The sequence below is a fragment of the Legionella anisa genome, from assembly GCF_001467525.1.
GTDB classification, from domain to species: domain Bacteria; phylum Pseudomonadota; class Gammaproteobacteria; order Legionellales; family Legionellaceae; genus Legionella; species Legionella anisa.
This window is the reverse complement of record NZ_LNXS01000003.1, coordinates 16,231-37,608: the sequence shown is the minus strand read 5'-3', so window position 1 is coordinate 37,608 and position 21,378 is coordinate 16,231. Positions and strand designations below refer to the sequence as shown.

Below are 21,378 nucleotides of genomic sequence, written 5' to 3'. Positions count from 1 at the left end.
TGGTTTTTTCTCATTAACTAACATATAGGTACAGGAGGTTGCTATGCCATGGAATAAATCAAATTATCCGGCTTAAGGGAATTATTACTTTATCTTATTTTCAATTCGTTTATCAGGAATAAACCAGATTATTGCAACAATTACATAAAGTATTTGAGCAATCCATGTGTAAACATAAGCCAGAGGAATTGCTAGGGCATATAATACGATGGAAATGTTTCCTTTAAAGTCCTTTCCAATTGCTTTTGATACTAATGACTCTTTTCCTTCATGTGAAATAAGCGTATGCACGAGTATAGAATAGGAAATAGCAGCTATTAAAAGTACTATCCCATAAAATGAAGTCGGTGTGGCAGTATAGTGATTTTCTCCCATCCATCCTGTTGCAAAAGGGAATAGGGAAATCCAAAATAAAAGATTTAGATTTGCCCAAAGTACCTTACCGGAAATACTCTCCGCAGCGGTAAATAAATGGTGATGATTATTCCAATAAATACCAATATAAATAAAGCTTAATAGATAACTCGAGAAAATGGGGACAAGAGGGGCAAGATTGGCGAAGGTATCTCCGTGTGGGATTTTAATCTCTAAAACCATAATTGTAATAATGATTGCGAGCACACCATCGCTAAATGCTTCTAATCGCGTCGTTTTCATTTTTTCTTCCTAATTGAACCCATAAATCCATTTTTTATCACAAATATTAGTTTAATTGATGATGAATCATTTAGATACAAGCAATTGTCCTTGAATAGAGGTAAGTCTAATAAAAACAATAAGTTATTTGCTTCAAGAAGGTGCATATTTCTTTCTATTTTGGGGAGCAACTTGTTCTCACTATTTTTTTAGATAGATTTTGTATTTGGACCTATTGACGTTGACTGAAAAATATGCAAAATTTATATTTTGTTTTCACTTATTGTGAGATGTGTCTTTATTAAGGTAATTGATTATGGGTTCAAGATCTAAGCATGCCAAAATTTCATTATTTAGCGCAACAGCACTATCCGCTACTGCTATGGTGGGTTCCGGATGGCTCTTTAGTGCTCAGTTAAACGCTAAAATTGCAGGAAATTACTCTTTCCTAGCATGGGTTCTGGCAGCATTACTGGTAATGGCGGTGGGATTATGTCTTGCGCAAGTTGCATCAATTTACCCGGTGCGTGGCGCAACTGCTCGGTCCAGCGCGCTGTCACACAATAGCATTTTTGGTATGCCTTTTGCCTTTGCCAATTGGTTTGGATTAATGGTAACGATTGGTACTGAAGCTCAAGCGACGACACAATATTTAGCTGCTGCAATTAAAAGTGATGTTTTAATAGCGGACAATGTCTTGACGGTTTACGGCAAACTATTTGCATTGAGTATCTTGGTCATTTATTTATTTATTAATTATTTCGGTATTAAGTTATTAGCCAAAATTAATAATACAGTGACGGTAATAAAAATTCTTAGTCCGATTTTTACTATTGTTATTTTCTTGATTATGCGTTTTGACACCAGCAATTTTACCTTGGGTACAAATTCTCAATATGGAGTTGGCTCAGCAATTACTGCAATCATTTCCGCTGGATTAATCTATTCTTATAATGGATTTCAATTAGCAGTAGCCTTTGCCAGCGAGATTGAAAATCCAAAACGAAATATTCCTCTATCAATCATTCTTTCAATAGTCATTGTGATGTTTGTTTACATGCTGTTGCAATTATCCTTTATGGGCTCAGTGCCCCATAGTATGTTATCAGGTGGTTGGAGTAGCCTTAATTTTCATTCACCTTTAATTAACTTAGCCATGTTGCTTGGAGTAAATTTCTTAGCAATGATCTTGATTGCTGATAGTATCGTTAGCCCATCAGGTACAGGGTACTCTTATTTAGGCGGTGCTTCACGAATGTTCTACGCTATGGCTAAAGAAGGTCAAATGCCAAAGAAAACCATTGGTGAATTACATCCTGAATATAATCTGTGTCGCCGCTCCTTACTCATTAACTTCACGCTCACCGCAATATTTCTCTGGAATTCCGATAGTTGGGCCTCATTAATGGTCATTGTCACCGGGTATCATTTAATTGGATATATGGCAGCTCCGATTAGTATGGGGGCGATTAAACCAAAGACTAAATTATTTGGATTAATCATCTTTTGTATCCTTGGCCTCATGATGAGTACATTGCCTGCCAATGATTTTCTAAAGATGAATTTGTCGATTTCTATTTTGATGGTAATTTATGGAGCAATACAGATCGCACGGCGAATGAAAGTAACCACATTATTAGTATTATCAACGCCTTTTCTAACTTATTTGTGGTTAATTTATTTCTATCAAAATATGTATTACATCTTGCTTGTGTCCGCTCTTTTCTATGCATTAATTACACATAAAGAATACGTTAAACTATGTAAAGAAACTCAATTCATTGCTGATGATGCTGCTGATATTGCAGTAAATGTCAATCAAGCTCAGAGTGCATAATATACACCGTCCGTATTAACTGGTTTAATACGGACACCCCCGTATGGGTTAACATTTTTCGGCTACAACAAAGTACTTATGCCAATGTTTCATAGAGTAACCTAATGCATCTGCTTCATCACGCTCTTCTTCTTCAAGCAATTCGATTTTAAATGAAAGAAATAACTGATGTAATTCTTTGTAACTCAAAAATGTCATATCGGGTCTTTTATTTTTACACCAATCATCATTTATTCCAAAAAAGGTTCCAGCAAAGAGTCCGCCGGGTTGTAGTGTTTTTATAATCAACTTCCAAAATTTATAAAAAAGCTCGGGTTTTAAAAAGGGGAGACTATAACTTGCGTTAATTAATTGGGAAATTGGAAGGGAAGTTAATGTCTCAAACGAAGCGACTTCTGTCTTTAATTTCTTTTTTAATGGTTGAGGGCAGGAAGAGAGTAAAATAGATATTGCTTCAGCTTGAGAATCAATCGCTAGAACGGACCAGTCATTTTTTAAAAGTTCAAGAGAGTCCGAACCGGAGCCGCACCCAAGATCAATCGCTAATTTGGGAAGGTCAAATTGATTCCTACAATGAAACAACTCAATTGCTTTCATTAAAGTTTTTCTAGGAAGAGTCTTTTGCTTCGTAATTTTGTAATAATTTACCCAATTTTCATTATTCATATTATGTTCCCTAGCTAGTTACCAATTGGTAACTAATTGACTGATTCATAATGCTTTTATACTCTCAATAATGATTTGGAGCTAACAAGGAGAATCATTATGAAAGAAAAAATTATCAAAAAAATCGTTCGTAAAAAAGTATTAAAGAAAAGTAAGGGATGGTGTGGCCCTGGTACCTGCATTGGATAATTAAACAGCATGCATCATATTGAACATGAGTATGATGCATTGATTAAACTTTATCGGGCTAAATTATGTACTGTCCTAACCTTAATGACTTAATACATTATAAAAACAGCAAAATTATTTATCGCTACAATAAGGATTATCCTCATGCGACAATGCATGCGGAAGATGCTTTAAGAGAATTAATGAAATTTATTTGGCTCTGTCTAAAGCACAAGTCCGATAAGGAAAATAATCCAGAGAATGAATTACTCGACTTTCCTTGTGCCATCCATCCGGAAATGGGTGATATTGATAATATGTGGCATACATTTCTTTTATTCACGAAAGATTATCATGAATTTTGTAGTAATTATCTTGGTGGAGTTTTCTTTCATCATGAGCCAATTGTGGATAGGAATGACAATCGCTTGGATGAGCGCTATGAACAAGAATTGACCTTATATTTATCCTATATATATGATAATTTGGGTGAAGAGACATTGATGAAATGGTTTGACCAATAATTTACACATCGCGCATTTCTACAAACTCATTTTCGGCAAGCATGATTGCATCCATATTTTTCTCAGTCCATGTTGTTAGTGAATTAAGAATAATACCTAATTCATTCCCTAATGGAGTTAATGAGTACTCTACTTTCATGGGTAATACTGGAAATGAATGTCTCACTATAAAACCGAAACGTTCTAATTTCATTAATGTTTGTGTGAGCATTTTGGGAGAAATTCCTCCAACTTCACGCTTTAATTCTCCGAACCGAGAGGTTTTATTTAATAAGATATTAATGATTAAAATGGACCATTTATCACTAATTTTTTCTAGCACATTATGAGAGGGACATCGTTCATTATATACAGAGAAATTTTTTTTAGGCATGAAGAAAAACCATTAAAATAGAGTAAATAGTCAAGCATAACTCGTATCGCAAAAAAGATACACGTTATGCCTACTGTGGTGTTTGAGACTTAAGGAGTATGACTCCCATTATCAGTTTGAAGCTGAGAACTGTTATGATCTGTTTTTCCTAAAATAACTGGCTTATCAAAAAATCCATCCTTTCCTCGTTGTTTTGGGCTTAAACTAAGACTCTCCACTTTTTTTTGTTCCAGTAACAGATTTACAACATGCGTGAGGCGAGAAACCATATTATGAATATCATTAAATTGCGTATACCCATAATGTGCAGTAACACGAATATTGTTAGGAGGACGTACATCGATTTCGAATAGTCCTAACTCACTTGCTTGTTTCAACACAGTTTCTATCTGCCTGACATCACTGATTCCTTTAATACGAAAAACCAGCATAGCGCCTCGTCGCTTAGGATCGTCAGGAGTAATCCACTCAATTTTATCACCCAAAGACTGCTGCAGAAGCACGTGCATATAACGAGTGAGACATTCTGATTTGGCAATTAACTTATCCCAGCCAATTTGGCTCATTGTTTTCATATAGGTTTTTACTGGAGCAAGAGCAACAGGGGAGGGATTGCTGCATCTGAATGCCCAAGCACCTTTATACATCATAATTTTGGCATCATAATCATCGATTACTTCGAAGACTTTCTCTGATGCTGCTGCTTTCCATCCTTGAATTGGTGGGTATTTTTCCAAATCTGTATTCTTATTAACATAAATACCGAATCCACTGCCTGCAGAGCCACAAATATGTTTATAACCACAGCCTACAGCATAGGTAACGGGTAATTCCTGTAGATTTAAAGTCCTATTTCCTACTGTATGAGCTAAATCGAGGCCAACAATAATATGATGCTGCGTGATTACATCCTTTAATTTATTTAAAATATAGGTGATATCAAGTCGTTGTCCTGTACTAAACACCAGATCAGATAGGTGTAAAATCTGAATTTGGCCTGCATTTTTTTTGACAAAAGCAATAATTGCCTCTTCGCTATAGAGTCCTTTTTCATCCGGAAGAATTTTTAGGGTAAGCGATGCGGGATTAGGGATAAGACTGGAGTTGTTAAAAACGCCAAATTGCTTTGCAGTTTGTATTCCTCTTTTTAAGACGGAATTAATGACTGCTTGATCGGAGAAAAATTCTTTTCCTAAATGACAAATACCTGTTTTTCCTGATTGCCAATCAGTATGAGAGGGGCGATAAAAAGTATCAATCAGTCTCCCTAGATTAGAAGATAAACCTTCCTGAGTATAGAGAAATTCACACGGCTCAGAAAAGCCTAACATTGCCTGCATCGCCTTAATTGCGTCCTCCTCAATATCGCAATCAAACCAGTTGCCGCCTCGTTCACGAGTTTCAGAAAAATGTCCTTCATGTAAATGAGTTGACTGTAACTTATTAATTCGCTTTATTTCTTTCACAGCAGGTTTGAATACTGGTCCTAAAGAATGGCCGGCAAAAGGGGTTAAAGCACCATATTCGAATAAATCATGTAATTTTAAAGGGTCAATAGAATCCAAATAAGCAGCATCTTTTGGGGAAAATATATCTAAGTTCGCAGAAATTAAACGAATAAATTCATCTGGGTTAGATACCATAGCGTCTATGAGTTCTTTCATAAATACCTCTAAAATAGATTTTTTAGGCACCCATATTAATCCTTTCTTTTATGTGATTCTATGGTCTGAGTTAAAAATAGACCCTCGTTCAAAAAGCCAATTTCCTATGATTTAAATAAGTATTTTTATAGTAATTAATTAAATATGATTCCAATATTTCAATGCACGCTCAATTCTTACGTCAAGTTGAGGTTAGATAAGTTATCATTCAGTAAATGAGGGTATTGTTGTGCTATATATAAACAATAAGCTTATTAAATTACGGTATCAACATGCCATCACTACCACAAGAGGTATTAATAGAAAAAGCGAGCAAATGGCAAGGACGTTTTAGGGGAGATACTGCTAGCTTTAATAAAGAGGTCACTAACGAAGGGGTTTGTTTAGGGTTAGGAATCTGGCGTTTGTATTGCACATTAACAGGAAAATACAAGGAATATGAAAAGATATTAAAGCTCATTTATGATTCTGACCCTCTTGCAGAAAATATTAGCCCTGAAGTCCATCAGGCATATGAGACCTTTATTCAAAATACTCTGTGGCTGCATCGAACGTTACGTGTTGAAGCTGGAACGCAGCAAGATCGAATGGAAGGGGCCTTAGAAGCTCTATTTGAACGGGAAGGAGAGCCATTTCCCCTAACTTATCATCAGCAATTTGCAGGCATTATTACCGTTGCAGAACTCAAAGAAACTCTTGCAACTTATTTAACACTCGATCCGAGCAAACAACAAGGCGTAGGATTTACTCTAAGTTGTAACAAACATTCTATATCGATAACACGTGTTGGCGACCAAATTGAAGTGATTGATCCCGCTTATGGGGAGTCCTGGATCATTAAAATACCTCAAAAAGAAACCGCAGAGGAAAATGCAGCGGCACTTAAATCGGCTGTAAGTAAAATGTTTGATGAGGCAATTCATAGCGCTTTGCATTTTGATGAAGCAAAGTTTCAAGGTACATACACGGGCGTACGCATGCATGTGTATTCACGATTGCATGATCCGAATCCTGAAGTATTGCCAACTATTTATCCGTCTGCTACGGAATTAGTAACATCCATTTATGAAAAAAGAAAAGACACGCTGGACCAGCAGGATAATTTTACAAAGCTCGATGCATTAGCTTATGCAGTACAAAACGGAGATAAAAAGCTAGTAGAATATCTGGAACGAACGTTAGGACCGGTGAAACTTGAAGCGTGTAAAAAACAAGCATTTAAAAGCGCTGTATCCTATGGACAGCTTGAATTTGTAAATCGTTATTATAAAAAAGAATATGTGGATCAAAACGTACTGATTCATGCGTTCTCCAGCGGTGACAAACAAGTAATTAATTTTCTCCTCGAAAAAGGACACCGTTTTGAGAAGAAGGCATTTGAACACGCGCTTGCTGATGCTGTACGTCAGGACCAAGGATATACTTTTAATTTACTTTTAGAATACTATGATCAATTCCGTAAAGAGAAATCCGATATAGTTAATCCTACAGAATTAATCTATTCCGGTTCATTATATAAAACACCCACTCCATTATTGAATATCGCTGCGCAAAATAATAGTGTCGAAGTGATGCGTATGTTATTAGCCAGAAAGGTCAATTTATTATTAACTGATGAAGCAGGGCGAAATTGTTTGCATTATCTTACTCTTCATCAACCAGAACTTTTTGCTGACATTGCATCACGCAATCCTGCTTTATTATTCGCCAAAGACAAACAAGGTGAGCGTCCTATCCATCGCTTGTATCAGGCAGGCGGGTCGTTAAGCGAAAAGATTTATCCCATACTCATAAAAGAGGGACAATGGTATGAAGCATATATCTTAGCGCTAAAAAATAATAACCAGAGCATGATTAAGCGGTGCCAAGAAAATATTACTTTTGCCGCAATGCTTCAGCATGAAGCGGGTGCAGCAAAAAATCGGTTTGTTGAACTGTGTGAAACAGGAACATTTGATGACGGACGAACGCTTCCGTTCATTCAAGCATTAGCGGGTATAAATTATACGGAACAAACTCAAGACACACTCCATAGCATTTATTTACTGGCACTCAAACAGGGCAATGTAGAAATTATAAATCCAGTGTTGCAAGTTGCTGCACGTACTCCCAATATGCTCTTTAAAACAGGTTCAGTGGTTGCCTTATCTCCCTGGAAAGTTCTGACTCAAAAACCCGAATTATTTGAGCTTGTTGCGAACAAAGTGGATATTAAAAAGCTAGATAAAGAGCAGTTAATTGAATATTATCTCGTTGCGTTACATCATAAAAAAATCGATCTGTGCAAAGAGATTAGTGTTCATATTCTCGATAAAAAGGATCTATTACTCAAGAGTCCACGGAGCCAAACTGATCCCTTTATGTTTTTTGAAAAAGATGAAACTGCATTTAATCAATTAATAAGTCCCATCGCTTTAGATGGTTTAAAATCTGAAGCGTTAAACCAAATGTATCTATTAGGACTATTACATAACAACGAAGAGGTATACATAAAGTGCATTAAAAAATTGAAAGAAGACCCTGTTTTTCTTGCACGCACAGATGATCTTGAATTGTATTATAAAAGAAATAATAACGTTTTATTTAAAGAGTTATTTTCAATAAAAAATGTCAGTGAAGAATGGTGCAAAAAAATCTTTATCAAATCACTGCATGATAAGAATTACGAGATAGCAGATGCGGTTTTAAAAAAATTTCCTCAATTGGTCAATGCAGAAATCGATAACATTAATGGCGGGCGTCAATATCCTTTGTGGGTTGCAATTCACCAGAGAAGTATGGACCGATGCCAGTTTTTATTGGCGCATAATGCAAATCCTTACGTCATAAGAACCGGGATGCTTAGTGGTACATTAATGAAAGAGGCGCAAAGATGTGGTGATCCGCTAAAAAAATTGTTCGAATCCTATGATACAAATATTAAGATCATGCAGAGTCAATTTTCAGAAGTATTTGAACAATTAATAGAACATAAGAAATGGAAACTCACTAAAAAATATGGGCTTTTCGGTGATTATACGGATACGACTGTCTTAAAGATTGGCGATAAATCAGTACATTTTCCCAAAGAATTAAAAGCAATTTTTGATATCATACAAAAAGCAATTAAAGAAAACAGTATTCCTGTATTGAAAGAACAGATTCATAAATTGACTGAAGGAATTCATTCAATACCTGATAAGGTTTTACCTCCGTCATTAAAACTAAAGCTCACTGAAACAATAAACTCTGCCAAGCCCAAATTAGTGGCAATCGAACCTTTGCAATTTGCTCCTAATCCTTTTCTTTTAGAAGCTCCTGCTTATGCTTATAAGGAGAATCTACAGCAAATAAAGTTGAGTAGTGACAAACAGGGCGCTGTGGTGCATTCGCCAAGATAATGGAGCGTATCAACGGAGTGGGGAGATATTAATTTATTTGAGGGAATGACTATTCATAATGAATCAACTTATGATCCTCCTGTTTTTTCCCCTAAATAACATAACAATTGTATTTTTAATTAAAAATCAATGGAATCTGCTTTAGTGAGATTCCATTGATTTTTTATAAAGTGAATTTATACTGGAGCTAACTATTTATAATAGACTTTTTCCAGTTATGGGTTGAGTATAAACCCCGCTTTTATATTCTTGCCAGTTATCGGCGGGCTTGATGTCACATTTTTTTGAAACCATGTGCCATCCTGGTTCATTTTTATAACATGCTGCATGGATTGGTCCAACTGCTGCCATGAAGGTAGTTGCGAGTATTAATCCAGCTGCTGATTTGATCTTCATTTAGATCTCCTTATAACAATGTTACAACGCTGTGACTTAAAATACATCAATATGATTATATATTGAGCACGCAGGATGTGCAAATTTATTTGTAATAATTAATTGAAAAATAAGTAAATTTAAATTTTAATCTCATTAAAAACTGTGTGTCATTGCAGCAATCTGAAGGCATTGAGTCATTTTATGCTTTTCTAAACGATTTTCTTCATAGAATTCGACGTGCAACTGACCAAATCTGTATCCAGCTCCTTGGACGGCACAATCCTTTTAACTTTAAAAGGCTTAGAGGCACCATGTTTAATGTGTTCTACTGGTTCACTGAATACAGCATCCTTTATGAAAACTGGAGCTGGTTCTGGCGGCGTTACTTTTATTTCAGGTAAATTCAAAGTTTTTTTCAAAATGGTTTTTTTACGCAATATTAAGTTAGATAATTGTTCTAAATATAATTTTTTATTATCCATTGATAGTAGTTCTAAATATTCATCGCGGATAATAATTTTTTTAATGTATGCATCATCTAAACTTACAAATTTTGCTAACTCATATTTAAGTTTTTCTTTATCAATGTCATGAAAAAACTCACTAAAATGTAAATTGCCCAGTATGCTGTTAGGATTATTGCATACTTTGCTGAAAGAAAAGAGGGAATATATTAAAGGATTGTCACAGGATAAATTCGATTCAAACTTAGCCAAGGTGGCATCAATCTTATCTGATGGGGTATCAAATATAGAATCACTGGGATCTATTTTTATAATCTGGTGTTTACCCAAAAACTTAATAAGGCCTATATTACGTAGTCCTGCCCCTAAAACATCCAGATCCTCTAAGATAATCGCTGCGGCAAGTAAACTTTCTTTTCCTTTAATTGATAAATCACGTTCAAATTTTTTGTAGGCGTCGACACATTCATCAACTTTATTATATTGCTCAATTTCTTCTAATGCATTTTTGTTGTTAAGCCATTCAATAAGATCTTTGTAACCAGGTAAGACTTTTGAGATTAAAGCAAGCATTTTTTGATAGTATCCAATATATAAATTTGCTGTACGTACCCCAAATACTTGATAAATAGAGTTGGAAATATGGTCGTGTATTGCATTTATCTCTGTGAGTTCTTCAGCTCCTTTTTTTAGCTTCACTACAAAATACTCTTCATCTGCTGCATCAGACCAAAATGAAAATTTTGTTCTTGCCATCTTGTGCCTTAAAAAAAGTAATGTCGATACAATCCAATGGTGAGCAATATTCTATAAAATGGCAACTATTAATCCCTAAACCTGCCTGTGCAGGGATGACAGAGCTTGGACGTATCTGCTCTCCCTGTTATTCACCCCCATATTCTGTCATCTCTGCGAAGGCACCCTACTGTCCGGTAAAAGCAAAAGGAATAGTTGCACGTCCTTGATAAAACACCAAGGATGGCATCCTAAATCCCTATTTAGATCAAAGATGTACTGTGAAAGATATCGTTTTTCAAGAACCATTAAAATTTAGGGACATTACCTATTGCAGGAGAGCAAAATTTTTACCGGACAGTAGTGTGCGAAGGCAGAGGATCCATTCATCACAATAGTTCATAACTCAAATTAATCCACTCATCGATTTTATGAGGATCTATCAGATACAAATGTGGGGTACGTAGATAATTGGAAAATCAGATGGGGTTTATCCTGGTGTTATGAGGTCAAGGATGATGCCTTAATAAAACCTTAATGTTATATGTATAAAATATATGCTATAAATTCAACATTTGAACATTTTATTAATGTCATTAAGGATGCAACGTGAATAAAATTTTAACTTTATCTCTTTTTATGATCATTGGATTATTCTGTTCCCACGCAAATGCACAGAAAACAATTAAACTGAGTCCCAATGAAACGAAGGTGCTCGCAAATAATACGTTATGGACGTTAAATGCCACCTGTGTTGTTCAAAGTACGCATCCCAATAAGAGCAAAATCAAAATTAACGTGGTAAAAAATAGTGGTACCATAAATGGGAAAAAACTATCCACTGGCCACGGAACTCTAATCAACGTCAAAAATAACAGCAGTGTATCTGTGAGTGCAGAATCAGGTACGCAAATTAATCTTATTAATTTAGGTTCAGATGACTTGCAAGCTGTTTGCTCTTCTTAATTACAAAAGTAAATACCCCATAGTGAACATAACTATGGGGTTCTTCTAAAGGCTCATCTAACTCAATAACACATGATTATCTCGAATTTATGGATTATAATTATAGTAGCAGTTGGCTCTTAAGTTGATGTAATTATGACCAAGACAAAACTAAACGATAAGGTATCCCGCCGAGAACAGTTTCATCAAAAAATTGCCAAGCTTTTAGAAGAAAAACCCCAGACGACCATAAGCGATAAGTGGACTGCGAATGCCAAAGGGGTTTTCTGTGAAGTAGATTGGATGGATTATAGAGCAGCAAAAGCTTCATTTGATAAACAGTATAAAGAAGCTCCACCAAATAGTTCAAATTTAATTCATGATCACTCTTTGCCAGTTCCTTATATAGCTCACTACACCGAGCCTTCAAACCTCATCCAATTATTAAAGCTATTAGGCGAAGATAAGATGGCAAAAGAATATGAAGAAATGATAAAGGAAGAAAATTTACAAATTGCCGCTAAATTAAATCAGTTAATGCAAAAAGATGGAATTGAGTGGAAAGCTGATGAGAGAGGAGTTTTTTGCACTCATAGTCTAGAAATACCTTCATCTGAACACCCAGGAGAGAAAGGACAATGGGCTTTTATAGAGAAACTTGAATCGTATGGAATTACTGCACTACCCTCATCACTAAGGGGATCGCCGGTAATAAACGGAGAAGAACAACCACGTAAAGTTAAAATAGAGGCGAACTATTCTGACGGTGAAAGTCTTGAAGATTTAAATGGACGACTAGATATAGAATTAGCTAAGAAAGCTAATGCAGATAAGTCTTTTTCGATGAAAAGCAGGTTGATTGAAATGAGGGAGGATGTGCAAAGCTATCCTCCTGTTTTTGGTAAAATAATTGAATTTTGTAATAACCATCCTAAAGTTGATGGCTTACAGACAATTCAAAGCATGCTAAAACAAGCCCCCTTATCTAAGAGCTACGATACCGCATTCAACGAAGTCATCGAATTAGCTCAATGGAAAAAATCAGATACGGAGTTGAGCAAAGGATTTCATCAAAAATTTCGTGGTAGAGACCCTGAGGTTGAAGATTTTTATCAAAAACTTGCAGCACTTAATCCTAGAGATAAGGAGTCCGTATCTCAATTTGAGGCCTATATGGAAGAACACACTCCAAAAGAAAGTTATGGATACGGATCTTGATTTGATTTTTTTTCGCTCTTTATGTTAAGCTGATGAAATGAGCAAATACCGTTCGCTGATCCTGATATTCCTTATGAGTGCTCTATTTCTAGCGCCACTCAAGCTACCTACTTGCCCAAAACAAAATACCACGGGTGCTCTTTCTTTTGCAGTAACGCCTTGTTCTGTGCAGCAAGTGATGAACAGTAGTTGCACGTCTGCTTCTTATTGGCTGCAAGATGAATTTCACTTTGGATTCCAATGGATGGCTCAATGCCTTATTGGATTACTTGGTTTCTTACTTATTTTCTCAAAATATAACTCTCCTCTGGATGAAATTTATCGCCCTCCTATTTGATTTCTTTTTTATTTTTAAAATTTAAAAAATAATTAATGAGGAATCAAAATGAAAAAACTATTTTTGTCATTATTAATGACATTCATTTCTTTTTCTGTTTTTGCCTCGGGTTTTAGCAATGCTAATCCTGCCGATGCAATGATGTTTATTCAAAACCATAGCCCGATTTTTTATCTGGCTGCTTTCTTTGGCCTCGGCGTTTTGTTGGCATTTACGCCTTGTGTTTTACCCATGGTACCGATCCTATCTGGCATTATTACAGGACAAGGAGCCAATACTGGACGTCAAGCTTTTAAATTATCTTTAGGCTATGTGTTGGGGATGGCAGTCACTTATGCCATTGCAGGAATGTTGGCGGCCTGGTTTGGTTCTACCGTACAAACCCTAATGCAGCAGCCGATGATTATTGGGAGTTTCAGTATTTTATTTACGTTCATGGCCTTGTGGCTTCTGGGTGTTTTTGAATTACGGTTGCCGGGTTTTATACAGTTTGCCCCTAAACGAGCTCGTCAATATGGAGTTATCTCAGCAACTTTGATGGGCGCATTATCTACCTTGGTGGTCTCTCCATGTGTTACGGCTCCTTTAATTGGTATTCTAACGTATATTGCTCAAAGCAAGCATGTTGTTCAAGGTGGTTTGTTGCTTTTTGTTTTGGCTTTGGGAATGGGGTTACCTTTGCTGCTTGTCGGAGCAGGGTATGGTCGTTTTTTACCAAACTCTGGACCCTGGATGGTTCGTATCAAACAAGTCTTTGCTATCATGATGTTTGCTATGGCTGTTTGGTTATTAAGCCGCGTTGCACCACCATTTTGGATTGATTTGCTGTGGGTTCTTGTCTTACTTATCGCTGCATGGGTTTTTGGTGCATTTCGTCAGGAACATCGTCTGGGCGGACAGTTGCTGCAAGGTGTGGCTTTGTTATCCATGATGGGAGCAGGGGCTTTAGCTTATCAGGCATTTCAGCCGTCACCTGTTGTTCAGTCAGTGAAACATGCTCCATTCCTAATGGTGCATACTCTTGAAGAGGTCAATGCTCAATTAGCTGAAGCAAAGGCAAACAACAAGCGTGTTTTTATCGAATTTTTTGCTGGGTGGTGTAGTGATTGTCAGGCTATGGATAAGCATGTATTTAACCAGGCCGCAGTCATTGATGCTATGCAGGACTCAGTAAATCTTAGGGTTGATATCAGCGAAAAAACAGATGCGGTAGCCAAAATACGTCAAGCGTTTCACATTTATGGCATCCCCACGATGCTATTTTATGATAAACAAGGACAACAACAGACTAATTTAAGCTCTGTTGGACAGATATCTAAAGAAAAGACCTTGCAATTACTTGGGCAATTCCGGAAATAACATGCTGTAAAACGTGCAACTCCCAGGTTCTTTTCTTGGGAGTTGCATCCCGTATGATACTCGGCTGCTTTTTGTTCTATGTCCTTTTATTTCAAAGTAATAAATTTCTTCGCGAAAAGATTCCAGGATGATGAATTATCAACTTCGACTATATTGGAAGCCATATAATCCAAATTCGCAAATACATTTACGATAACTTGAATTGCTTCTTTATCACGGGCAAGAAGATGTTCAAGAAGCTCTTTCAAACCGAGTTGGTTGTCCTGAAATCCCCAATATTCTGGATTACTTATGATAAAGGCATCAACAGCGATTCCAGTCTTTAGATTTAAGGTGATTGAGAAAAAAGCATCGGTGACCATAACCTCATCGCGTGATAGGTTCTCAGGAAGTTTATTAAGATCAATCTTTGTTGAGATCAATGCGGTTAAGCCAGTGTAATTACCATCATTATCTTTGGTGGTTGACGTAACAACTCCTTTGATAAAAATTGCATCACCATATTCTTCGGTATAGCTTTTTACAGTTGCTTCTAAAAGCTCAATCGCACTGGGAATCATTTCATTGCTTTCTTCACGAGTCAAAAACTTGGTAAGATCCAGAGCAAGAGATCCTTTTAGGACCGTAGTAGGGGATGTACCATCACCATAATCATAGCTAAGGTTGTCGACTTTTATTTCCAAACTATTTTTTGAGCCGATTTTGCGATAAAGCCCATTAAAAGCGACTTTGGCTGCATGTTCATTGTTGATTTCTACTGCATCAAATTTGAGATTTGCAACAGTGGCTTGATCTTGAAATGGAGCAAGAATATTTGCAATCTCTGAGTTTAATAAATCAAGAGTACTGCTTGCAAACACACTGGAAAAAAGGCTGAAACCTAAGCCAATGGAACAAAAGAATTTTTTCATTATAAACATCCTGTTTTTATTAAAGTTTATTTGGGTTTATCAGTTTCATATTTTTATTACAACATGAAGTAAGCGCTTCAAGATTGCTTTTGTAAAACTGAGGGAGGCTATTATGACATTCTTTTTTAGCAAAAAAAATCTTTGCTAAATCGCTTTAGAGGCTCTGCTTTATGCGCGGGTACGTAGACCCCGGACATCTAAAATTTCCAAGAAAAATTATTTAAGTAAACTCGAATCTCTTACTCCATTGAACGCAGCTCCTTATAGTTTGAATCAAAAACCAGCAATAAAGAGATTTATTTTTACTCATCCTAATTGATAATGATTATCATTATCAATTAGGATGTATGTCGCTTTTAATAATTTTTATTAATCATGATTAAAATAATTGCAATTTTTACTGCAATTTTGCTGATGCCATTTAATATTTTTGCAAAAAACGCAGTATTAGAATGGCGTCCTAAACGATTCTCCTATGAAGGGCATGTATTTTTTAATGCGACCAATTCAGCAGCTCAAGGAGAAAAGTATTTGCTTAACCAGCAATTATCAAACGTTAAATTAGGTTCTGAATTGCAAATTAATGATTGGAATAAAACGAAAGGATTGTTGATATACAATACATTACCTACTCCCATTAACCCGCAATTTTATTTTGATCAACTTTATCATGAGCTTAAAAATCCCAATTCACACTGGTACCTTGAGGGAGGGAAAAAATGGTTGGCTTTTGGCAACTATAAGAGTGATCTTATTTACAAACCTCTGACAAAAGCTTTGGGTCAAACGAATGAATTAACTGCAGTAATTGGGTATGACGCAGATTATTATATGAATGTGTCTTTATTTTCTCCCTATTCACGTATCAGCTCTTCTTCCCTCCCTTATTACAATTTAAACGTAGGTACTCATAAAAAGAACTATGATATTGGTGGCAGCTATCTATACTCTTTAGCTGATAGTCAGCTTTTTCAATACAATAAAGGGTTTGGCGGTTTTTTGGAGAGAGCCATTCACAGCAAAGTTCCCGGTTTTGCTGCTTATGCAAATTTAAATTATAAAAAAGCAGGTATCAATTTAACTTATGTTACCGCGCTTCATCCATTCCAACTTTCGGAGCTCAGCTATAATAGAAAGGGGGCTAAACCCCAAGCTTTTAGCCTTCAAAGCAGTTATGAGTTAATGATAAAAAAAACTCCAGTGAAATTGATTGGATTTTATGAATATTCTTATGAAGCTCTAGCATTAAGAATACCAAAGAAGCGACTTGGTGTAGGTCTTGCTGCATATCCCAAACGCTATCTTACGGCGCAGTTTCAATATTTCAAAGATTATGAATACAGTTCCAATGATGAAGCCTCGGGCTTAACTAAGACTATTGTAGGGTCGTCTGCGAAAGTAAATACGTTTGCTTTGCAGCTCATATTGAATTTTTAAATTCTTACAGAAACATTCTTTATAAAAATTCGTTGCAACTTATTGCAAATGAGAATCATTATCGTTTATATTGCAAATGATAATGATTCTCATTTTGATTGTCTTGAATGATTTGGGCATGGGCAATCAGAAAGTTGTCTCAATAAATAACAACTTTAGCTATAAGACAATAAAGAGGGTGGTGTGTATGATTTTATCGAATTCTCACGTTAATGAGCTGAACGTTCAATTGCGTTCATTATTATTGGATACTGATTTTCCTGTGTCATCCAAACAAATGGAAGGTTTTCTTTTTACCTCCTATCAGCAGTGTTTCAATCGGTTAAAAAGAGCGGCTTTTTCAGAAGGGTTAATTGATAAAAAAGTAACGAGCCAATCCATTGCTACCTATCTTGATCTCCTGAAGATTTATTCAAAAAAAAGGAAGATTCAATTGAAACACTGGCATTCATTAAATGAGGAGTTAAATGAAAGCATTGCGAATCAAGCTCTAGCTCTTGCATATCAATATCAATGGCATAAAAAAATAAAACAACAGGCCAAGGGGTACTCAAATTTATGGTCTTGGTTAATCGAGCAATTTGATCAGCAGCAAGTACTTAATTTCTTAGAACAATGGGGTTGCATGGGGCATCCATCTCATCCTAATTTTCGCGCCAAAATAGGGTTTAACCGGAGAGAGGTTATACAATATTCTCCTGAATTTAATTCAGAAGTCACTATTTGTTGGGCTGCAATTCATCATTCTCTCGCATTTACCTCAACATCAAAGTCAGTATTTCATTGGTTATTTAGTAATCACTTTCCCAAAGAATACAGTGCGTGGAGTGAATCGCTACGATTAAAAAAGTTGAAATCTGAAGATTATTACCCGCTTCCTATTCATCCTTGGCAGTGGGCTAACAAATTACAAACACTCACAAAACCTTTATTTGAAGGAAACCAATTTATCGTCAATCCAGTATATCAACAAACAAAACCTTCAATGTCATTTCGTACGATGATGCCACTCGCAAAACATGGCCCACATCTTAAATTGGCTGTTGGCGTACATACTACATCCTCATTGCGTACGGTTTCTCCAGCATCAGTAAGTAATTCGTCCGCATTGTCACAATGGATCAATGAATTGCTTGCGCAAAATCAATATTATAGAGGGCAATTATTTTTGGCACGTGATTTAGCGGGCATCAATGCGTTACATCCATTTATTCCTGATAATGAAAAGAAACATTTGGGACTCATAGTTCGTGAAAACCCTTTGCAATGGATAAGATTAAACCAAAAACTTGTTCCTGTGGCATCTCTCTTTAAACGATCACCGATGAGTCAACGATCTTTATTGAGCGAACTCATTGAACTTAGCCAAAGTAATCCAGTAAATTACTTTACTGATTATTGCCGCTACGTTTTGGCAAGTCAGTTACATCTGTTATTACGTTATGGGATTGCATTGGAAGCCCACCAACAAAATACGTTAATTATTTTTCAAGCAAATCGTCCTTCGGGGCTTGTAATACGTGATCTAGGAGGCATAAAAATTTGCAGTCATCCACTTTATGAGAAAGTTATTAAACCCGCACTACATCCAGATTCAACCATAACCTGTACTGGGTTAAGTGAACTGAGCAATAAATTTATACATGGTAATTTGCTGAGCAATTTAGCTTATGCGATTGATTGTTTGAGTGTCGATTATAAGCTATCTAAGCCTATCCTTTGGCAAAGGGTAAGGCAAATTCTAGATCATATTTTAGAAGAACTAAGAACGGAAACTGAACCCCAAATTTATCATTGGCATCGAACGAAATTACTTGTTGAACCTTGGCAACAAAAATGTTTGCTGGCTATGCGACTTCATGAAAATCAAAACCAAGATTTATTTTCTATGATCAGAAATCCATTGAGCAGAAATTATGCCTAAATCACTTCAGCCGCTCATTTTAATCAGTCAATTTTTTATGATCTTGGCTTTAGAAATGACGAATCCTTTTTTGTCTTTGCTCCTTGCCTCCCAAAGTGAAGTGGCACTTCAGGATGTGGTATTTTATAGTATGCTCAGTTTCGTATTGCCTATGCTTGCCAACATCATCATGGCGCCAATTTGGGGGATTGCGGCTGATCGTTATGGTTATAAATCGATGTTAATGCGTGCAGCCTGGGCATTGGTGCTTACCCAACTGGCTATGATGTTTGCTCATTCTCTTGTCTGGATTTTAATCATTCGTGTTTTTCAGGGGGCTTTCGCTGGCTTTATTGTATCCATGCAAACTTATTCATTAAGTCTTTGTGAATGGCAGCATAAAAGTCGACAGCTGGCGCGTTTACAATCTGCAAAGGCGATTGCTACTACTCTGGCTGGTTTCATAGGGGGAATCATTTTAGCCGTTACCAATTACCAAGGATTATATGGGATAGCTACAGCTATTTGCTTGGCTATAACACTTATTATGCACTATTACCTGCCGGCAACACAAAAAAAAATGGATAAAAATCAGGATCAAAAATCCAATAGATTGTTTGTTGACTCGAAGCCTATATACTTTCTATGTTTTTTAATTACCTTAACCCAAATCATTAAGTTTTTACCTGATCCGGGATTGTCTTTATTTATAAACGATTCTTTTTCTCATAATTTAATTCTTATCGGTCTGCTTTATTCTCTTCCTGCAGCTGGAATGTTAGCGAGTTCTGAATGGTGTGGGCGTCAGTTTGATCAATGTCGAGGCGACATTTTTTTAGTACATCGCTATTTAATACGTTACAGTGTACTCGGTGTAATTCTTATGTTATGTCAAGCAACTGCAAACAATCTCTTTCTCTTTGCCTGTTTCCGTATCTTATGGGGAATAGTTTTAGCTGCTCTATTACCTGCACTATGTGCTCTTTTAAGTGATCGTTATTCTTTACCAGGCTACGCACTCGGTTTAGCAAATTCTTTTGCCAAACTGGGAAATCTCATTGGACTATTGCTCGGAGGCATGCTGATGAGTTGGCTGTCTTATTCGACACTGTTTATAATTCTTGCAAGTTTCTATGGTTTATTTGCTCTTTTTGTGGCGGGGTTTCATGGATTTTTTATCAATCCAGTACCTCAGATTTCCAATACGTATTCTGATAGAACATCATGACCAATAAAGCACTTCTACTCATATTATTTACTTGGTTTTTTGGAAATTTGGATATTCATTTTATTACCCCAGCTTTACCTAAATTAGCCAGTTCCTTTTCAGTGCAACCGAATATCGCGCAACTAACTATTAGTCTTTTTTTACTTGGCAAGGCATTGAGTATGATCGTGTGGGGAATTCTTTCTGAACGTTATGGCAGAAAACCTATATTTATTTGGGGATTGTTATTGTATCTGACCTCTAATTTTCTCGCTGCATTGAGTCCTTCTATTGAGGCTTTATTACTTTGTCGTTTTTTTCAGGGAATAGCTGTAGGAGCAACGTTGCTTATGGGTAGGGCAATGATTAACGATACTCATGACGAACAACATGCAACCCAATACTTTGCTTGGTTTTTTACTCTGGGAGGTCTTTTTATATGCTTTTTACCTTTTTTGGGCGGCTTAATTAATAGTCATTGGAGTTGGCAGACTGCATCGATAATCATCGCATTATATGCGCTACTTCTATTTCCTTTGAGTATAGGAATACAAGAAACAAAACCAAATCATCGAACTTCTCTCTCTGTAGCGAGTTTCCGAAGAAGTCTATTGAGTTTTAAAGAAATCATCACCACTGTTTTTCGACATCCTATTTTTGTTGGTTATTTATTGATTTCCGCATTGATGATGGCTGGTGAATCTGCTTTTAATACTTCTGCATCATTTATTTTGATTAAAGGTGCTCAATGGACTTCTACGCAGTATGGTCTTGCTAAAACAGTTATGGCAATAATGCATTTATTGGGAACCGCGTGCTGCGGTATCTTAGTTAAATATTACTCGAGCAGGCAACTCACCGCCTTTGGGGTTTATTTTTTTGCTTTTTCTGCAGTTTTAATGTGGCTGTTTAGTCTACTTTCCGACACGATTTATCTTATCTTTATTATCCCAATGGTTGTCTATTATTTTGGCACCGGATTTATTGTGGCGAGTGCAACTTCCGCAGTCGTACGTCCTTTCCCGAAACAAATGGCATTGGCTTTAGCTTTAACCCTCTTTTGTCAATTCAACTGCTCCGCCTTATTTAGTTTCATCACAAGCGTCATTGGTATTAAGGATGTAAGTTCTTTTATGTGCTTACTGTGCTTGATTGGTTTTTTCAGCTTAATTACTTTAAATCGGCTTAAGTTGAATGAGGAAAAATTATCTAAAAACAGTGTTGTTGCACAATAAA

At 36.3% G+C, this 21,378-nt stretch carries 19 protein-coding genes; 12 read left to right on the top strand and 7 right to left on the bottom strand.

Annotated elements, in window-relative coordinates:
• Nucleotides 1–84 precede the first annotated feature (84 nt).
• The gene (locus tag Lani_RS01655) at nucleotides 85–657 is read right to left on the bottom strand and encodes a TMEM175 family protein (RefSeq protein WP_019232079.1); all 573 of its coding nucleotides are present in this window, start codon (nucleotides 655–657) and stop codon (nucleotides 85–87) included.
• A 295-nt stretch (nucleotides 658–952) separates the two neighbouring features.
• Here Lani_RS01655 and Lani_RS01650 point away from each other — a divergent pair, with 295 nt between their 5' ends.
• Nucleotides 953–2,473 (top strand): APC family permease, encoded by a 1,521-nt coding sequence (locus tag Lani_RS01650; RefSeq protein ID WP_019232080.1) that lies wholly within the window; start codon nucleotides 953–955, stop codon nucleotides 2,471–2,473.
• A gap of 48 nt (nucleotides 2,474–2,521) precedes the next feature.
• Here Lani_RS01650 and Lani_RS01645 read toward each other — a convergent pair whose 3' ends face one another.
• Entirely contained in the window at nucleotides 2,522–3,139 is a 618-nt protein-coding gene (locus tag Lani_RS01645) for a class I SAM-dependent methyltransferase (protein WP_019232081.1), read from the bottom strand.
• Between the two features lie 254 nt (nucleotides 3,140–3,393).
• On the opposite strand from Lani_RS01645, the gene Lani_RS01640 reads away from it, so the two are divergent.
• Entirely contained in the window at nucleotides 3,394–3,831 is a 438-nt protein-coding gene (locus Lani_RS01640; RefSeq protein ID WP_019232083.1) for a glycine-rich domain-containing protein, read from the top strand.
• Between the two features lies 1 nt (nucleotide 3,832).
• Here Lani_RS01640 and Lani_RS01635 read toward each other — a convergent pair whose 3' ends face one another.
• Complete coding sequence (locus tag Lani_RS01635; RefSeq protein ID WP_019232084.1) at nucleotides 3,833–4,204, bottom strand: winged helix-turn-helix transcriptional regulator; 372 nt, start codon at nucleotides 4,202–4,204, stop codon at nucleotides 3,833–3,835.
• Nucleotides 4,205–4,293: 89 nt separating this feature from the next.
• The gene (locus tag Lani_RS01630) at nucleotides 4,294–5,898 is read right to left on the bottom strand and encodes an aminotransferase class V-fold PLP-dependent enzyme (RefSeq protein ID WP_019232085.1); all 1,605 of its coding nucleotides are present in this window, start codon (nucleotides 5,896–5,898) and stop codon (nucleotides 4,294–4,296) included.
• Between the two features lie 242 nt (nucleotides 5,899–6,140).
• Here Lani_RS01630 and Lani_RS01625 point away from each other — a divergent pair, with 242 nt between their 5' ends.
• Nucleotides 6,141–9,248, top strand: coding sequence for a hypothetical protein (locus Lani_RS01625; RefSeq protein ID WP_019232086.1), 3,108 nt, complete (start codon nucleotides 6,141–6,143; stop codon nucleotides 9,246–9,248).
• A gap of 195 nt (nucleotides 9,249–9,443) precedes the next feature.
• Here Lani_RS01625 and Lani_RS01620 read toward each other — a convergent pair whose 3' ends face one another.
• Nucleotides 9,444–9,644 (bottom strand): hypothetical protein, encoded by a 201-nt coding sequence (locus Lani_RS01620; RefSeq protein ID WP_019232087.1) that lies wholly within the window; start codon nucleotides 9,642–9,644, stop codon nucleotides 9,444–9,446.
• A 191-nt stretch (nucleotides 9,645–9,835) separates the two neighbouring features.
• Nucleotides 9,836–10,789 carry a hypothetical protein gene (locus tag Lani_RS01615; RefSeq protein ID WP_131774857.1) on the bottom strand — a complete coding sequence of 318 codons (954 nt, stop codon included), beginning with the start codon at nucleotides 10,787–10,789 and terminating at the stop codon, nucleotides 9,836–9,838.
• A gap of 35 nt (nucleotides 10,790–10,824) precedes the next feature.
• Between Lani_RS01615 and Lani_RS01610 the strand changes: the two genes are divergently transcribed.
• The 5 genes from Lani_RS01610 (at nucleotide 10,825) to dsbD (ending at nucleotide 14,684) form a co-directional block, all read left to right on the top strand.
• Nucleotides 10,825–11,055, top strand: coding sequence for a hypothetical protein (locus tag Lani_RS01610; RefSeq protein ID WP_131774858.1), 231 nt, complete (start codon nucleotides 10,825–10,827; stop codon nucleotides 11,053–11,055).
• 379 nt (nucleotides 11,056–11,434) lie between these two features.
• The gene (locus Lani_RS01605) at nucleotides 11,435–11,791 is read left to right on the top strand and encodes a hypothetical protein (RefSeq protein WP_019232089.1); all 357 of its coding nucleotides are present in this window, start codon (nucleotides 11,435–11,437) and stop codon (nucleotides 11,789–11,791) included.
• 135 nt (nucleotides 11,792–11,926) lie between these two features.
• Nucleotides 11,927–12,988: a hypothetical protein gene (locus tag Lani_RS01600; RefSeq protein WP_019232090.1), complete on the top strand. Its 1,062-nt coding sequence runs from the start codon at nucleotides 11,927–11,929 to the stop codon at nucleotides 12,986–12,988.
• A gap of 73 nt (nucleotides 12,989–13,061) precedes the next feature.
• Complete coding sequence (locus Lani_RS01595) at nucleotides 13,062–13,325, top strand: hypothetical protein (RefSeq protein WP_019232091.1); 264 nt, start codon at nucleotides 13,062–13,064, stop codon at nucleotides 13,323–13,325.
• A gap of 48 nt (nucleotides 13,326–13,373) precedes the next feature.
• Complete coding sequence (dsbD, locus tag Lani_RS01590) at nucleotides 13,374–14,684, top strand: protein-disulfide reductase DsbD (RefSeq protein WP_019232092.1); 1,311 nt, start codon at nucleotides 13,374–13,376, stop codon at nucleotides 14,682–14,684.
• 86 nt (nucleotides 14,685–14,770) lie between these two features.
• Here dsbD and Lani_RS01585 read toward each other — a convergent pair whose 3' ends face one another.
• Complete coding sequence (locus Lani_RS01585; protein WP_019232093.1) at nucleotides 14,771–15,595, bottom strand: hypothetical protein; 825 nt, start codon at nucleotides 15,593–15,595, stop codon at nucleotides 14,771–14,773.
• A gap of 375 nt (nucleotides 15,596–15,970) precedes the next feature.
• Here Lani_RS01585 and Lani_RS01580 point away from each other — a divergent pair, with 375 nt between their 5' ends.
• From Lani_RS01580 to Lani_RS01565, 4 genes are all read left to right on the top strand, one after another.
• Nucleotides 15,971–17,032 carry an LbtU family siderophore porin gene (locus tag Lani_RS01580; RefSeq protein ID WP_019232094.1) on the top strand — a complete coding sequence of 354 codons (1,062 nt, stop codon included), beginning with the start codon at nucleotides 15,971–15,973 and terminating at the stop codon, nucleotides 17,030–17,032.
• 187 nt (nucleotides 17,033–17,219) lie between these two features.
• A complete protein-coding gene (locus Lani_RS01575) occupies nucleotides 17,220–18,956 on the top strand; it encodes an IucA/IucC family protein (RefSeq protein WP_019232095.1) in 1,737 nt (578 codons plus the stop codon).
• On the top strand, nucleotides 18,949–20,163 hold the full coding sequence (locus tag Lani_RS01570) for an MFS transporter (RefSeq protein WP_019232096.1): 1,215 nt from the start codon (nucleotides 18,949–18,951) through the stop codon (nucleotides 20,161–20,163). Before Lani_RS01575 ends, Lani_RS01570 begins: the two co-directional genes overlap by 8 nt.
• Nucleotides 20,160–21,377: an MFS transporter gene (locus tag Lani_RS01565; RefSeq protein WP_019232097.1), complete on the top strand. Its 1,218-nt coding sequence runs from the start codon at nucleotides 20,160–20,162 to the stop codon at nucleotides 21,375–21,377. Before Lani_RS01570 ends, Lani_RS01565 begins: the two co-directional genes overlap by 4 nt.
• Nucleotide 21,378 lies beyond the last annotated feature (1 nt).

Coding starts and splice junctions, on each gene's coding strand:
- Lani_RS01655 (WP_019232079.1), bottom strand. CDS start 657: ATGAAAACGACGCGATTAGAAGCATTTAGCGATGGTGTGCTCGCAATC.
- Lani_RS01650 (WP_019232080.1), top strand. CDS start 953: ATGGGTTCAAGATCTAAGCATGCCAAAATTTCATTATTTAGCGCAACA.
- Lani_RS01645 (WP_019232081.1), bottom strand. CDS start 3,139: ATGAATAATGAAAATTGGGTAAATTATTACAAAATTACGAAGCAAAAG.
- Lani_RS01640 (WP_019232083.1), top strand. CDS start 3,394: ATGTACTGTCCTAACCTTAATGACTTAATACATTATAAAAACAGCAAA.
- Lani_RS01635 (WP_019232084.1), bottom strand. CDS start 4,204: ATGCCTAAAAAAAATTTCTCTGTATATAATGAACGATGTCCCTCTCAT.
- Lani_RS01625 (WP_019232086.1), top strand. CDS start 6,141: ATGCCATCACTACCACAAGAGGTATTAATAGAAAAAGCGAGCAAATGG.
- Lani_RS01620 (WP_019232087.1), bottom strand. CDS start 9,644: ATGAAGATCAAATCAGCAGCTGGATTAATACTCGCAACTACCTTCATG.
- Lani_RS01610 (WP_131774858.1), top strand. CDS start 10,825: ATGAAAATTTTGTTCTTGCCATCTTGTGCCTTAAAAAAAGTAATGTCG.
- Lani_RS01600 (WP_019232090.1), top strand. CDS start 11,927: ATGACCAAGACAAAACTAAACGATAAGGTATCCCGCCGAGAACAGTTT.
- Lani_RS01595 (WP_019232091.1), top strand. CDS start 13,062: ATGAGTGCTCTATTTCTAGCGCCACTCAAGCTACCTACTTGCCCAAAA.
- dsbD (WP_019232092.1), top strand. CDS start 13,374: ATGAAAAAACTATTTTTGTCATTATTAATGACATTCATTTCTTTTTCT.
- Lani_RS01585 (WP_019232093.1), bottom strand. CDS start 15,595: ATGAAAAAATTCTTTTGTTCCATTGGCTTAGGTTTCAGCCTTTTTTCC.
- Lani_RS01580 (WP_019232094.1), top strand. CDS start 15,971: ATGATTAAAATAATTGCAATTTTTACTGCAATTTTGCTGATGCCATTT.
- Lani_RS01575 (WP_019232095.1), top strand. CDS start 17,220: ATGATTTTATCGAATTCTCACGTTAATGAGCTGAACGTTCAATTGCGT.
- Lani_RS01570 (WP_019232096.1), top strand. CDS start 18,949: ATGCCTAAATCACTTCAGCCGCTCATTTTAATCAGTCAATTTTTTATG.
- Lani_RS01565 (WP_019232097.1), top strand. CDS start 20,160: ATGACCAATAAAGCACTTCTACTCATATTATTTACTTGGTTTTTTGGA.